Annotated in this window: 17 protein-coding genes and 1 pseudogene; 1 reads left to right on the forward strand and 17 read right to left on the reverse strand. The window is 45.1% G+C overall.

Features of this window, described 5'->3' with window-relative positions:
• Positions 1-4: 4 nt before the first annotated feature.
• The 14 genes and pseudogenes from CHH60_RS06945 to CHH60_RS07010 form a co-directional block, all read right to left on the reverse strand.
• Positions 5-886 (reverse strand): annotated as a pseudogene (locus CHH60_RS06945) (class I SAM-dependent methyltransferase).
• 57 nt (positions 887-943) lie between these two features.
• Positions 944-1,369 (reverse strand): GNAT family N-acetyltransferase, encoded by a 426-nt coding sequence (locus tag CHH60_RS06950; protein ID WP_095358525.1) that lies wholly within the window; start codon positions 1,367-1,369, stop codon positions 944-946.
• A gap of 33 nt (positions 1,370-1,402) precedes the next feature.
• Entirely contained in the window at positions 1,403-2,179 is a 777-nt protein-coding gene (locus CHH60_RS06955; RefSeq protein ID WP_095358526.1) for a class I SAM-dependent methyltransferase, read from the reverse strand.
• Positions 2,180-2,246: 67 nt separating this feature from the next.
• Entirely contained in the window at positions 2,247-2,810 is a 564-nt protein-coding gene (locus tag CHH60_RS06960; RefSeq protein WP_441339382.1) for a GNAT family N-acetyltransferase, read from the reverse strand.
• A 392-nt stretch (positions 2,811-3,202) separates the two neighbouring features.
• Positions 3,203-3,784, reverse strand: a complete 582-nt coding sequence (locus CHH60_RS06965; RefSeq protein WP_095358528.1) for a GNAT family N-acetyltransferase — start codon at positions 3,782-3,784, stop codon at positions 3,203-3,205.
• Positions 3,785-3,857: 73 nt separating this feature from the next.
• Positions 3,858-4,607, reverse strand: coding sequence for a creatininase family protein (locus CHH60_RS06970; RefSeq protein WP_095358529.1), 750 nt, complete (start codon positions 4,605-4,607; stop codon positions 3,858-3,860).
• A gap of 83 nt (positions 4,608-4,690) precedes the next feature.
• Positions 4,691-5,188 (reverse strand): GNAT family N-acetyltransferase, encoded by a 498-nt coding sequence (locus tag CHH60_RS06975; RefSeq protein WP_095358530.1) that lies wholly within the window; start codon positions 5,186-5,188, stop codon positions 4,691-4,693.
• A gap of 33 nt (positions 5,189-5,221) precedes the next feature.
• A complete protein-coding gene (locus CHH60_RS06980) occupies positions 5,222-5,473 on the reverse strand; it encodes a hypothetical protein (RefSeq protein ID WP_095358531.1) in 252 nt (83 codons plus the stop codon).
• Positions 5,474-5,787: 314 nt separating this feature from the next.
• Positions 5,788-6,870, reverse strand: coding sequence for a Gfo/Idh/MocA family protein (locus tag CHH60_RS06985; protein ID WP_095358690.1), 1,083 nt, complete (start codon positions 6,868-6,870; stop codon positions 5,788-5,790).
• A gap of 66 nt (positions 6,871-6,936) precedes the next feature.
• Entirely contained in the window at positions 6,937-8,109 is a 1,173-nt protein-coding gene (locus CHH60_RS06990) for a Gfo/Idh/MocA family protein (protein ID WP_095358532.1), read from the reverse strand.
• Positions 8,106-8,996, reverse strand: coding sequence for a sugar phosphate isomerase/epimerase family protein (locus CHH60_RS06995; RefSeq protein WP_095358533.1), 891 nt, complete (start codon positions 8,994-8,996; stop codon positions 8,106-8,108). Before CHH60_RS06995 ends, CHH60_RS06990 begins: the two co-directional genes overlap by 4 nt.
• Before the next feature lie 268 nt (positions 8,997-9,264).
• Complete coding sequence (locus tag CHH60_RS07000) at positions 9,265-9,762, reverse strand: metallophosphoesterase family protein (protein WP_095358534.1); 498 nt, start codon at positions 9,760-9,762, stop codon at positions 9,265-9,267.
• A gap of 33 nt (positions 9,763-9,795) precedes the next feature.
• A complete protein-coding gene (locus CHH60_RS07005; RefSeq protein ID WP_095358535.1) occupies positions 9,796-10,230 on the reverse strand; it encodes an Rrf2 family transcriptional regulator in 435 nt (144 codons plus the stop codon).
• Between the two features lie 41 nt (positions 10,231-10,271).
• Positions 10,272-10,649 carry a DivIVA domain-containing protein gene (locus tag CHH60_RS07010; protein WP_095358536.1) on the reverse strand — a complete coding sequence of 126 codons (378 nt, stop codon included), beginning with the start codon at positions 10,647-10,649 and terminating at the stop codon, positions 10,272-10,274.
• A gap of 254 nt (positions 10,650-10,903) precedes the next feature.
• Between CHH60_RS07010 and CHH60_RS07015 the strand changes: the two genes are divergently transcribed.
• A complete protein-coding gene (locus tag CHH60_RS07015) occupies positions 10,904-11,470 on the forward strand; it encodes a TraR/DksA C4-type zinc finger protein (RefSeq protein ID WP_095358537.1) in 567 nt (188 codons plus the stop codon).
• A 131-nt stretch (positions 11,471-11,601) separates the two neighbouring features.
• Here CHH60_RS07015 and CHH60_RS07020 read toward each other — a convergent pair whose 3' ends face one another.
• The 3 genes from CHH60_RS07020 to CHH60_RS07030 form a co-directional block, all read right to left on the reverse strand.
• Positions 11,602-12,246 carry a winged helix-turn-helix domain-containing protein gene (locus tag CHH60_RS07020; RefSeq protein WP_095358538.1) on the reverse strand — a complete coding sequence of 215 codons (645 nt, stop codon included), beginning with the start codon at positions 12,244-12,246 and terminating at the stop codon, positions 11,602-11,604.
• A gap of 108 nt (positions 12,247-12,354) precedes the next feature.
• Positions 12,355-13,632: an MFS transporter gene (locus CHH60_RS07025; RefSeq protein WP_095358539.1), complete on the reverse strand. Its 1,278-nt coding sequence runs from the start codon at positions 13,630-13,632 to the stop codon at positions 12,355-12,357.
• A 165-nt stretch (positions 13,633-13,797) separates the two neighbouring features.
• The gene (locus CHH60_RS07030; RefSeq protein WP_095358540.1) at positions 13,798-14,814 is read right to left on the reverse strand and encodes a Gfo/Idh/MocA family protein; all 1,017 of its coding nucleotides are present in this window, start codon (positions 14,812-14,814) and stop codon (positions 13,798-13,800) included.

Here is a 14,814-nt window from a genome sequence, read left to right on the forward strand (position 1 = left end):
CGAATTACGCTCTTTGGACCGTTCCGAACGAAATTTTCATACTGGGTGCATACGTTAGCCAGGACTCCTGATTAAATTTCTTGGAAAACATTCATTCAGCTTCATACTGCTCGCGTGCTTCCTCTGGCTGTAATTCTCTATTCGCTAAGTTGTCTAAGCTCTCATCAGAATCACCAGGTTCCTGGCCAAACCCTTCCTCTCTCAATGAACCAAACAAAGCGCTTTTGCTCTCCATATCCATGTTCTGATCCAAAAAATTAACCTTATCACTCATCCTGCACTCCACGTTCTGTAATCCCAATTGACTCATTCGTATAGGCAGCTTTATCCCAATGTTTCCATCCTTACCTGTACGTCTGTAATCGTTCTCAAATAGCGTTTGCAGGACACCTAGCTTAACTACATGGCTTTGTTCAACACCATCCAGATGACAGTTCGCCATATTACCAATCCAATGAGGTTCGAAACAGATGACTTTTCCTTGATCCTTTACACTTTCAATCATCTTCTGTAGGATCACTTCTGAGTTATTCATATGTAATAAAAAAGCATGACTCACGGCAATGTCATACTTCTCTTCTACGTCTAACTGTTCAATGTCACATGCTATAAACTCAGTCTGAAACGGAACGTTTGAGAACGTCTCCCTCGCTTCTTTTATTAATTCCTCCCCCTTGTCCACTCCCGTATAGCTTGAGCCTTCAGGCAACAATGGAAGTAGTTTAAGACCTAGATAACCGAATCCACAACCATAATCAATAACGCTTACAGAATTGGTGATTTTCCACACACTCTGTACAAGAAATTGCAGGTAATCGTCATTATAATAGAGCCCACGCGTATTCCTCAGATATTCAATTTTATTGTCCCAATAGTATTCAGACATAACTCCATACTCCCTCCTTTGGTACGTTTGTTTATAGAATTATGGGTACATCGTTATTTAGCGTTCCCTTAAATCATCCGGAAGTCTTACCATGAATCGATCCTGGTTTCTATGGAATTGATACTGTTCGTATAGTTCATGTGCATCTAATGTTCCGAGTAATCCCATTACATTTTTGAAGCGGTCCGATTGTGTGATTACTTCAATGAGTTTCTTCCCCAGGCCCTGTCCCCGATAATCTTCATGGATAAAAACATCACAAAGCCAGAACATGGTAGCCTCGTCTGTTACCACCCTCGCAAATCCCACTTGGATCTCCGCTTTGTAGATTCCATAACATATGGAAGAATGGATAGATTTCTCAATGATTTCTTCTGAGCGCTTGTTCGCCCAGTAGCTCCTTGCAAGAAAGCCTTTTACCGTAGGAAGGTCGATCTTCTCTTGGTTATCACTAATAAGATATTCTCCATATACGAATTTCATTGTCCCCGCTCCTTCGGATATGTTTCGCTCTTCCTACAATAATTTTCTCCCTAAAAATAATGCCACTCTGTGTTCTTTATCAATTGTTCCGCCTGATCTATCGATTGAATTTTTAATCTTATTTAATAAGATATCTTTTGGTTTATCGGGAAGCTGTCTATGCTTCGAATTCGTGTTAAGTAATGCAACGTAGTCGCCGCTTGAATATGTAAGAATTTCACTATATTCTCGCACCATTACATTGGAAAAGATTCCTGTCTCCTCCGTGATTGCTCTTCTTTCTTCGATGGTTTCTTCGGGGGGTTGGAACGTTGAATCGTCCAAATGTGGTGCAAGTTCTTTATAGTGTGATCGTATTTCGTTATGGAGCTCATCAAACATGGGCACATGTATGGTCCAAAAAAAGGCAGTTGAACCCGAACTCTCAAGAAGTTCCCATACTTTACGATAACCAAACTTGGGTTCGATAAAATGAAATGCTGTGCCTGAAATCGCTAACTTAAAAGGCCCCCCTTCACCGTTCCATTCTTCAAAGGAGCTATTAATCACCTTTATCGTTTCATAGGATTTAAACTTCTCTGCAGTGAACTGGGCCAAACTGTCACCGTATTCAATACAGGTAATTTGTTTGTAATCTCTTTCGACCATTCCTCCCGTGGCTTGGCCTGTCCCGCAACCAATCTCCAGAATTTTGTCTTCCCTGTTCAGATTTGAATAATCAAATATATCGTTATACATTTCATTTGGGTAGGTAGGTCTATATTTTTCATATTCATTTGCAATTGAATTAAACGTCTCTTTATTCTCCAATTCAATAACCTCCTACGATTCTAATTTAATATTCATCTAAATGAACTGAAGTGAATGGCAAGTATAATCAAAATTGTTCGGTAATCCATTCCTCTCTTAATAATCCCATACGGATCGAATCATAGTATGTATTATTGTAGAAGCGGCACTTCCGAAGTCTTCCTTCCAGCTGCATGCCCAGTTTCTCTGCCACCTTCATCATTCTTTCATTTCCTGACCAGGTTGTTAATCCTACTCGGACTATAGGCAGCTTATTGAACAAATAGTCGATCCACATCTTCAAAACAGCCGTTCCATATCCACCATTCCAATTCTTAGGTTTATATATGACGATCCCCACTTCCATCCAATTGGACGGTTTGTGCTCCCAATAATAATTCACTGTGCCTACGATCTCATCATTAATTTGAATGATCATTCTATGAGCGGGCTCACCGTCTTCTAGCATTTCCTTACTCGTATATTCTTGAAATACAGAATAACTGACATGCTCCAACGGAAAATAAGGTGCGTCCCACTTTTTCCACTCGGGTTGTTCTACACCATATATCAGCTCGTAGAGCTGAGGGATATCATCGTGCGCTATCTCTCTAATTAGAACGTTATGATTTAACACCATGGTTTCACTAATGATCATAAAGGGTTTAACTCCTATTCTTTTTCGATGTATTAGCGCTATTAATATGAATTTAAAATATATTTCTCAAAATGTTGTACTGAGCTTGAGGCACTCTCGGATATAATACTTGTATCGACGTTAACTGATTGTTGTTCCTGGTTAACGAATATATATTGCCCTCTCTTTTCTCCCATTCCCATGACGTAGTATGTCTTATCTCTGTCACCGTCTAACATCCACCAATGGTATCCATACTGGGATTCTGCAACAGCGCTCTGGTGCGTTGATGTTTCAATCTATCTCAAAGGGATCGCTTTGAATCCCCTTCACCATTTTGTGAATACAGCACTCCAAATTTCAACATGTTTTGGACCCCAGGTTCGGACTCCATTGGTTGTCTACATTCAATTGCTGCCTTCGCTCCGTTTTTCAATAAACTCATCTTTCGTTAATCCAAACAGGATATAATCTAAATATTTTCCGTTAACATAGGCCACCTCGCGGCGAACACCTTCCTGCACACAACCGAGCTTCCTCATCATTCTGGCTGATCCTTCATTTCCTTCAAGAACATAGTCATTGAATTTATGGAGTCTGCGTTCCAGAAACGCATATTTTAATAAGATGTTCATGGCACTTGTGCCATACCCCTTCCCTCGGTACTCCTTATCAATAACAATGCCTATACTAAATGTTCCATTTCTCTCATCGATGCTGTTTAAATTAATGCCGCCTATACTCTCGCCATTCAGGTTTTCAATCGTAAACATAATTCTTCCGTTCGTTGAGGAAAAGTCGGCATTTTGTTCAACAAATTTCTTGGCTCCTGATTGAGTAGGCGGCAATTCCACTGCGCATTCCAGCAGAATCCGGGCAGGAGTGTCAAAATCACTGATATAGCAACCTTCCCAGTCCTCTTCCTTTATCGCGCGTAATCTTACGTTGTGATCTTGCCAGAAATAATTGGTGTAATCTATCTCTCTCATCTTAACCTCCTGAAGTGTCTGTACTTATGCTCACACACGAGTTCCTGCACACATCTGGTTTGCTCTAAAATTCCTAGCTTTTCCGATCCATTTTTCGTTGGTACGCTTCTTCTAATACCTCCTTCAGCCCTTTTGATATAAACGTTTCCCAAAATACTCTTCCCTTCTCGGCCATCTCTTCCTGGGTTAATTCACCCGGCACGTAGTTCCCCCAACAACCGTCTTTAGTTAACTTGTCCCAGCCCATAAAATCAGCAAATGTTCTATTCCTATCTGGTATTTCAGACCCCATTGGTTGTAAGATTACATTCTCTGGGCACAACCACAAAGCGGTACACACGGACATAAAGCCTCCATGTAATTCATCTATCCCTTCAAAGCCTGCTGCTTTTACTGCTACTGACCATGCATCATGTTGATGATGCGGGTGGATCACCAGAATATCTGGATACTTATAATTGATATGTTTAATAAAAGCCCCTTCCCAGTAAGCACCTCCGTGCCCGGAACAGATCAGAAATTTACAAAAACCCTGTTTGGATAAATTATAGATGATCTCTTCCAGCATGGCTGTTAATATATTAGGGCTTACGGTTACAGTTCCTTTAAAATTCGCATGTTCTTCGGATGTGTTAAAAGGAAGTGACGGGAGAACATAGGCATTAAGTACTTCGCCATAGGCCTTAGCATATTTTTCTGCAATTAATGTATCTAAGTGCATTGGTAAATAAGGGCCGAACTGCTCTGTTGCACCAACGGGTATAACGACGGTATCCAGGTTATGTTCAGTTAATTGTGCAGTGGTGTTCGTATAATCTAACAATATTAATCACCCTTCTTTTTAATCCATTTCATTACTTCATTATCTGTAACTCTATTACGTTCACGAGAATTCAGCTTTAACATCTATAATTCCATTTCATATTTAAGCTGTTTTTTGGTGTTTCCTCCGATTAGTTCAACCTTCTCTTCTGTTTCTTTAAATCCACACTTTTCATAGAACCCTCTTCCTATATCATTGTCTTTCGCTACCCAGGCAAACAGATGCTTTATCGGTGCTAACACTTGAATATATCTCTGAATGAAGCCTGTTCCAATTCCCAGCTTGTGATATTCTGGCCGTATATAGATTCGGGTTAATTCATACTTTTCTTCATGAATTTGAGTTGTTTGGGCAAACCCAACGATGACGTTATTATATTCCGCTATTAAAAACTTTCGTTTGGAACTCTGCAGGTCTCTCTCTACAGAACGACTTAAGTTCTCCGTCGAATAAGCAACACTTAGAAAGTTATGAATGTAATCTTTGGAGTAAATGTCTCCATAAGTGAACATCCAGGTATCATGCGCAATGGTTTGGATATGAGGGATATCCCCATTTGTAACAAATCGATATGTAATCATGTGGTCACCCTTCTTCCAATTCACATTTTAACCCTATTTTTCTCTCATCCGATAACTTCCCGGAAATCCGGAAACGAGCAGCACAAATCCGATAAAAAACAGGAAGTAAACAAGCAAGCCCGGACCATTGTCATTCAATGATACAATCTCTCTTGGATTACCACCGGACGCATAACCTGCTTCAAGAATCGCTGCAGATAGCCGTACAGAGATCCGCTCTATAGTAGCCAAGCCTACACTTCCCAGCATCAGCGCCGCACCTAGTATCTTATTCGTATTATTCATAACTTAGCTCTCCTATTCAGCAAATTCTGCAAACTCTCGTTAAATTCATTAAGGACGATAACACTTGCAGAAACGATAAATTTCATAAAAATCACCCCTTGTGTTTGATTTTCTTCCGACTCTCAATTCTAAAAACACCCTTCAAATCTATGTAGTCATATTTACTATTATTTTAGGCAACTCACCAACTTCATCCATGATAAACCATATAATGCCATTTGCGAAGCCATCTAATAAAAAAAGGCAACCTGGCTACAGGCTGCCCTCTCAACATTGAAGATGACTCATAAACTATTGATTCACTTGAATAACGTTTACTTCGCGCCGCTGCTCCAGACAACTCTTTCACTCATGGCTTTATGCTGCGCAATTATGCAAAGCTCTGCCGCCTTGAAAGCATGTTCCTGTGTCATGGCTGTCTCCGTCCGCTCCAGACAATCCCGGATGAGATCTCCGAAGAACGGATAGCCCACCTGTCCTTTGACACTGTAACGGTATTCACCTTCATGGTTAACCAGATAGACCTGATCTCCCACCGGCTCTCTCGCGACGTCGATATATTTCCGCAATTCAATGTACCCGTCAGTTCCCAAGATTACAGTGCGCCCATCACCCCATGTCCCGAGACCGTCCGGTGTGAACCAGTCTACCCGGAAGTAACCGGATGCTCCATTGTTTCCAATGAGAGACGCTTCGCCGAAGTCCTCCAGTTCAGGGAATTGTGGATGATGGAAGTTATGCACCCGGCTGAACGCCACTTCCGCATCCGTGCATGAAGCGAACGTGAGAAACTGTTCAATCTGATGACTTCCAATGTCACAGAGGATACCGCCATATTTTTCATGTTGGAAAAACCAATCCGGTCGTCCTGGAGCATTCAATCGATGCGGCCCTGTGCCCATCACCTGCACAACCTTACCGATGGCTCCTTGCTCAATCAACTGCCCGGCATAGATTGCACTTTCGACATGCAGGCGCTCACTATAATAAACCATGTATTTCTTCCCGGTCCGTTTAACTTCTTCCCTTGCCTTAGATAATTGGTCCAATGTTGTGAATGGGGCTTTGTCCGTAAAATAATCCTTGCCTGACGCCAAAACCCTCATGCCTAGTGGCGCACGTTCCGAAGTAATCGCTGCTCCGGCCACTAACTGCACCTGATCATCTGCCAGCACTTGCTCTTCCGAAGCTGCGGCCTGTGCTTGTGGGAACTGTTTACGGAATGCCTCCACTTTGGCAGGATCCGGATCATATACCCACTTAAGCGTTGCCCCTGCCTCCAACAAACCTCCAACCATACCATAGATATGCCCATGATCGAGTGCAACAGCAGCAATAGTGAACTCACCAGGTCCGCATACCACCTCTTTTTTCACACTTTTGGGTGCATAAAACATTCCATCCTTAGCCACGTCATCTCCACCTTTTCATTAGATTCAAGTACAACGCTTGATATAAACTGCCTACTTAAATGTTTGTGTCAGGTCCGCAGGCTGACTACCGCTGGAACTTTTGTCTTTCTTGGTGTTCGAACTGGAAATACGCTCCTGCAAATGTTCATAAAATAACTCTTCATCGATGGGCAGCTCAACCCAATTGTCCGTCCAGGTCGAGAGAAGCATCGCATTAGACAAGGTTAATCCGTGTATACCTTCTTCTCCTGGAGCAATAAGAGTTGCACCCGTACGGATGGCGTCAATCCAGTTTCGAATCAGTCCTGGGTGGCCGGATTCTGTACCTGTAATCGGAACTTCACACTTCCAGCATTCCGGCTGTCCAAAACCTCCGGTAAACCGTTTATTGAATTCAGGCTCGGACTCCCGAAGGCGCCAGAAGGTCAGCTGACCATCCTCAATCACGATTTTACCGCGGTCTCCGTTGACCTCAAATCGGTTGGTACCTGGAGCTTCACCCGTAGTTGTTACAAATACGCCTGTTGCTCCGTTTGCGTACTCCACATAAGCTGTCACATCATCTTCCACTTCAATATCCCGGTACTTGCCAAACGAACAGAATGCACGCATTCGCACAGGCATCATGCCAATGGTCCACTGCCACAGATCAAGCTGGTGAGGATCCTGATTGATCAGCACGCCGCCTCCTTCACCTGCCCAGGTTGCCCGCCAACCGCCGGAGTCATAGTAACTCTGGGATCGGTACCAATTCGTGATGATCCAGTTCGTACGTCTTACTTCCCCGAGTTCTCCAGAAGCAATAAGATCTCTCAGTTTGATATACAGAGGATTTGTCCGCTGATTATACATCATGGAAAACACTTTGCCGCTGGCTGCAGCAGCTTCGTTCATCTTGCGCACCTGTTTAGTGTAAACGCCGGCTGGTTTCTCGATCATGACGTGCAAACCGTGCTGAAAGGCCTGGATTGCCTGCTCAGGGTGATCATAATGAGGTGTTGCAATAATGACCGCATCTATGGTGCCGGATGCCATCATCTGCTCCGCATTCTGCCAGTAACTGACCGAAGCCGGGAAATTACTGGCCACCCAGCTCTCCATTTCCTTTCGGACATCACATACGGCTACCAACTCCGCACCAGGCACATCTCCGGCAATGAGGGTTCTGGCATGTGCTGCACCCATGTTTCCAATACCAATTACGGCTACTCGAATCAAACTCATACCTGTACCTCCTCTTCCAGACGACGCTCGATTTCGCCGAATACCTCAGCAAAATGCTGCAACATCGCTTGGGAATTAAACTCTCCACTGAAATCTTCAATACCGTAGTATCCGTCATATCCCACTGATTTCAGATCACGGAACACTTGCATCCAATCCACGATACCTTCAGTCAGCGGTGACCAATGACATCTCCATTTTGCGGATACAGAACTCTCCGCACTCTCTCCGTTTTGTTCCTCCTTGTACCAAGCTGCATTCTTCACATGGACGTGAGCAAGGTAAGGACCCAAAAGTTCCAGCCCCATACGATAATTCTCATATCCTTCGTGTACCATGTTGCCTGGATCATACAACACGCCAACATGCTGGGCATCCAGCGACTGCACCAGTCGGTAGGCCAGTGAAGCGGTTGGAGCGATCGTCTGGTGATGCGTCTCTACCACGGCTTTGACGTTATACTGTTGAGACATCTCCTGCACTTCGGATAAATACCTAACGGCTTGGCTGTAAAGCTCGGGATAACTAGTTTTACGATCATATCCCGGCACACCTACACGCATCATGGATGCACCCAAATCAGCCGCTGCCTGAAATGCCTGCTCTGTCGCTTGAAGATCTCCACAGCTCAGATACGGTACCAGTGCTATGGAACGTCGACCATGTTTTGCAGTCGCTTCACGAAAATCAGGGACCTGTTCCTCCCACTTGGCAGGATCAATTGAACTCCGATTATGCCTCCAAAAAGAAGGTTCCTCTGTACGTGCGTCTTCCGGTATTCCGCGGAACCTCCACTCGATTCCGTCGATACCTGCTGATGCTGCCGCTGCAGCCAGTTCTTCTGCGTTCAGGTCAGGCGTCGCTACAGTAAATACAGACAGTTTCATCTTGGTCATCTCCTTATGTAAACGTATTCAAATTTATTGGATAAACGAATTGTATCATTCCTGCATATGTACAAATAGTGTTCTGCTCCAACACATGAATAAGAGATAAACATGAGGCAACATTCCCCATTCAGGGATAACTGTAGCTTGGCTGCGGTGGATGTCACCATACTTCTCCAGGGTAATATTCCTACGCAAAAAAACATCCCCATTCAGATGTCCACTCTGAATGGGGATGTATTGGTCATTTCATTAGTTTAATCGTTATCTATTTTCGATCGAAAAACACATGCTCAGCATGCAATTTTCCGAGACGGGTCGTCAGGATTCCGAACGAATACCGCGGCTGACGGCGCCGATCCGTTGGTGAACCCGGATTGAATATCAGCACATCGTTGACGGTATGCATCAAGGGAATGTGCGAATGTCCAAATATGATGGCATCTACCTGCTGACCGGCAAATGTATGAATGGCATTCTGCTCGGTCGTTTTCGATCCCTGGTGCCCATGCACCAGACCTAGACGCAAACCGTCTGCCTCCACGATGCGGGAAAAGCCCAGCTTCTTGCCAATTTCAGGCGGATCCGTATTGCCTGCTACGCCTGCAACGGGAGCATACTCGCTTAGCAGCTTGTATACACTCCAATCCGACCAGTCGCCTGCATGTAATATGAGGTCAGCCTCCGGCAGCACTTGAAGCAGTGGTTCTGGCAGCTGCTTAGCTCTTTTGGGCAAATGCGTATCCGAGATCACGATTATTTTCATATCCAAGCACACCTCCCTGGTTCAGACAATACCCTACTCTGCAGACGGAGGCACAGTCTCCATCTGGGAGCAGGAACGTTCCATATCTTCAAGCGTAATGGATGCGAAGAACAGTTCGACTTTTGCCTCTGCCACCTGATACAGATTCGTCAGCAGACTGTCTATGCGAAGACCAACATCACAATTGGGGTTGCAATTTCCATGAATCGGAAATAGCGGACCTTCGTCCTTGGCAGCCTGATAGATCATGGCCAAGGTAATTTCACTAGCCGGTTTGGCGAGATAAAACCCTCTCGTTCCGGGAGAGGATTCGACCAGACCTGCCTTTTTCAGCCCGCCCAAAATACGCCTTACGACAACAGGGTTGGTGTTGACGCTTCCTGCAATCATTGCAGAAGTGATTCGTTCAGGCGCGCTGAAGGACAACAACAACAAACAATGCACACTGACCGAAAAATGTGTACTCATGATTAACCACCTTTAACGTAATATAATCCTGGTGCTTCAATCTATTCAGGGAACAGACCCTGTTCCGGACGTGCCTTGATTTTCAGCTGCCGTACGCTGTATTCCAGCTGCTTCACAATATCATCCAGCTGTTTGCGATCGATTTTCGTCGGATCATCTACGGGTCTGGCCGTCGACTTAAGGTCCCGAATGGTGAGCTGCTGCTCCTGCCATTTATCCATCAGATCGGCAATATTGGCATAAAAGCGTTCGTAATCCTTGATGACCAGGTCAAGATATGCATCGACTTCATCCGGATCATAGCCACGGAGCTTATAATTGAATTGTTTTTCATGAATTGATAAGGCATCGAGCTGTACGCCCAGTTGTTTAAACAATTGTCTCTGTTTATCCAATCTTCGTTTCATATGTTCATCCATCTTGACAACCTCCATTATAAGAAAAAACGTCTATCGACGTATATTCAAAAGTAGCCGGGACCGTCTCTTCAAGGAGCACGGTGCAATACGACTTCGCGGGGAAATCGCGGCAGTTTCTCTCTCTATTTTTTATAACACATTATCGGCCAGATATAAAATCAAACGCCTCTTCAAGGATGCAAAATGATTGTATACCGCTAAAATCGGGTAAGGACAGACTACACACCCCTAAAGCGGGAAAGGAGCATGTCGTTATGAGTACATTAACCAAAGATCAACTTCAGGAACTGAAGAGCGCCCTTCTGGAGCAGCGTGATAATCTGCAGCGTCATTTTGAATCCAACATGGAAGATGGAGCTCCGGCCGAGTCGCTTAAAGATTCTACAGGCGAGCTTTCATCATACGATAATCACCCGGCTGATGCGGGGACGGAGACGTTTGAACGCAGTCGTGATCTGGCCATAGACGATACATTAACGGATGAATTTAACCAAGTGATCGATGCATTGGAGCGTATGGAAAAAGGAACCTACGGAACATGTGTCACTTGTGGACAGGATATTCCGTTTGAGAGGCTTCAGGCCATTCCATACACGGCGTACTGTATTGACGATACACCGAACCGGGAGCTCAGCAACGACCGCCCTGTGGAAGAGCAGGTGATGACTATGCCCCCAACTGGTGCCGGAGAGGTCAGACAGCGAAATGCTGGCAAGTTCGATCATGCCGAAGCCTGGGAAGCTGTTGAGGATTACGGTACATCCAATTCGCCAGCTACCGCAGCCAAACGAGAAGTTCGGGATTACGATGAGAACATGTAGTTCTGACAATGATTGTCGGCCTCTCTCCATGTATATAAGGTATAGTTGAGCCGTCACCATTGGTCCTCACCACACATCAAAAAGCCGCCTTCAGGCGGCCTTTTCTTTGTTGTCGCATCGGTCTCCCTAGATTATATTTCCTTTGCATCGTCATTCGGCTTGGAACTCTGACCTCCCGGCTGATCCTGTGGCACTTTACTTTTCGGAGATTCAGTCGTTTCATCCACATGTTGGGACAACGTCGTAAACAGCTGAAAAACCTCCTGATCTTCCTTCTGTTCATTCCGCTTCGTATAAGGCTCACACATTTTCGTGATATCCTTGTACAGCTTCTCGACTTCCTCACGGCTCGCATATAACGTCATGTCCGAGATTTGTCCAAACATGTTCTCACCGTGCTTGGCCTGTTTCATAAACATCTGGCGGCTCTGTTCATACATTTCATTTAACAGTTTAAGCGTCTCAGAACGAAAAACCTGCTTCAGTGGGGAGTGCTCCCCATCTTCATGACGAAGATGGATTTCTCCCTGAAAAGGTTCGTAGTATTTGGCAATGATTCCATTAATCTCTCGCGTGGATACGATGGTAAGCAAACCAATTTTCTCCAGCTTTTTCACGTGATAATGTACTTTCGCGGGCACTTCCCCAAGTTTATCAGCTATTTCTTTCACGGTAGAAGGCCTTCCCTGTTTATTAAACATATTCAGGATCTGGATCCGATACGGGTCGGAGTAGATCTTGATCTCTTCGATCGTTGACAGTACTTTCTGCTGCATACCTGTATCCTCATTTCCGGGGTACCGTTTGTCCTTATATATGCATATTATACCGTTCAGTCGGGTCCCCGGTCAAAACAGGTCTTACAGAAAGATACAGGAATTAGGCTATATATTACGCCGGAATGTATTGCTGAGCAGGAGCGATACCGCTGACATAGCAAGTAAAATGCCAAAAGCAATAAATAACACAGGCGTGGACAGCACTTCTGCTGCAGCACCCGCAACCAGACTTCCAAGCGGTATAGCACTTACGATCAGCATACTTTGTAGTGCAGACACCCTGCCGAGCATACCGGCTGGCGTAACCTCCATCAGATATGAGGCAAGAGGTGTCGTAGCTAATGGTATGCCGAGTCCCATCATCAAGCAAAACATAGCTGCCAGCGGTAGCTGATAAGCAGACATATACGCAGGAAGCGCGGTCATGGCATAACTAAGACCCAGCATGGTGATTCCACTAATAATCAATACACTCTTCCGATAGCTGCTTCCTCTGTGAGTCATCCACAATCCACTCAGCACCATGCCACCCACCATTAACCCGCTCAGCAAACTTAAGCCCCCTGCTCCAGCATGCAGATTATCGATAATATATGGAGTTCGGAGGACATTGAAGGGCATCAGGCAGAAGTTGACAAAGGCAAATAAAATGGAGCCAATTAGCAGCAGGGAATGCTTGCGCATGAAATGAAAGGCTTCAATCATATCCGAAAGCAAATTTCTTGGAGCATCTGTGGAAGATAACTTCTCAGCTAATACTTCTTCCGTGCTGGGATCGGATGGATAGACAACTCGGCTCATTAGCACAGCACTTAATGCAAATAGGCCAGCGTCCATCAAAATCGTCCACGTTATTCCAACAGTAGCAATAAGAGCACCTGCTAAAGCAAGCCCGGCAAGTTCAGCCAATCGGGTAGCCGAAGACGACATGGCATTGCCGGAAAGCAGCATGGATTGCGGCAGCAATCGCGGCACGCTGGACATTTCGGCAGGTGACGAGAAGCATTCAAGCAGCGAATTCAGAATCGTGACGAGAAACAAATGCCATACTTGCAGTTCTCCCATACCAAATAACAGAGCAGTTACGCCAACAAGCAATCCCCGGCCCGAATTCGTCAGCACGATGACTTTCTTGGGAGATATGCGGTCCACGATCGCTCCGGCAAAAAGGCCGAGTAGAATGTTCGGCAGAAAGTTGACTGCAAGCAGCGTACCCATCAATAGTTTGGAACCCGTTAACATGTACACCATCCAGCTATACGCAATGGAGTCAATGGAATCACCAAACCTCGCTACCATCTTCCCCAGCATAAACTGCATATATGGTTTAATTCGTATTAACTCTCCAATCCCTGGCTTGTTTACCGCTGTGCCTTCTCTCATTATCGGTTCCGCCCTTCAACGTTAAAATATTTTTAATGTTAATATTATTTTAACGGAGAATTTCTGGAAATCAACCCCTTCGTGAAAATTTTTTTAACGTTTTACCGATTTAGTTCACACTAAAAAACTCCATCCTGAAGGATGGAGTCTTGTTTACTCATTTTTTTAATCGTTTTTTTTAATCAATGAAACGCGCTGGCGTGTCCTTGCTGATAGCAAACAGGCATCAATCACCCGCATATTCGCTATCGTATTATCCGGAGTAAACGGCAGTGGTGTTCCATCCAGCACTGCTGCAGCAAAGGTTTCCGCCTGCAGAACATAAGAATTGGATACGGATACCCGCTCTTCCCGACTGACCGAATCCGTGTGAACGATAATTTGAGGTGGGATATCACTATTCTCCCAGCCGAAGACTTTTGGCAACTCAATTCGTCCGTCTGTACCGAGGATCTCCATCTCCGCCCTCCCGGAAGCCCACATGCCGCAATCAAACGTTAACGCTACGGATCCCGGAAATTCCACAAGCCCCGAAGCCATCATATCCACTCCATCATGTTCATCGGAGAATAAGGCATGTACTGTAACGGCTTCGGGTTCCTGGCCCAGGTACATCCGTGCTGCAGAGATAGGATATACACCAAGGTCAAAGAGCGAGCCTCCGCCCATTTCCCGTTTGAACCTTACATTTTCCTTATCATCCGCCGTATTACAGGTAAAGTTGCCATGGATGGCACGAACAGCACCAATCTCTCCACTCGCGATAATCTCCTGAACACGCCGATGCTTGGGATGATAACGATACATGATTGCCTCTGCGAATAGAACGCCGTGCTCCTTGCATACCTGAATCATTTCGGCAGACTCGTCCGCATTCAGTGCAGCTGGCTTCTCGCATAATACATGCTTTCCGGCCTGAGCGGCTTTTATCGTCCATTCCTTGTGCATATGGTTAGGCAACGGAATATATACGGCTTCAATATCGGGATCTGCAATGAGCTCTTCGTAACTTCCATAGCATCTAGCAATGTCCAATTCTTCGGCGAGCGCTTCAGCCTTCTCCTTGCTTCGACTCGCAATAGCAAGCACTTCTCCCCGTTCGGATTGCTGGATTGCCGGAATTACCGCATTCTTTGCAATGGTGGAAGTACCAAGTACTCCCCACTGTAGCTGCTTATTCAT

The sequence above is a fragment of the Paenibacillus sp. 7523-1 genome, from assembly GCF_002276415.1.
GTDB lineage: Bacteria > Bacillota > Bacilli > Paenibacillales > Paenibacillaceae > Paenibacillus > Paenibacillus illinoisensis_A.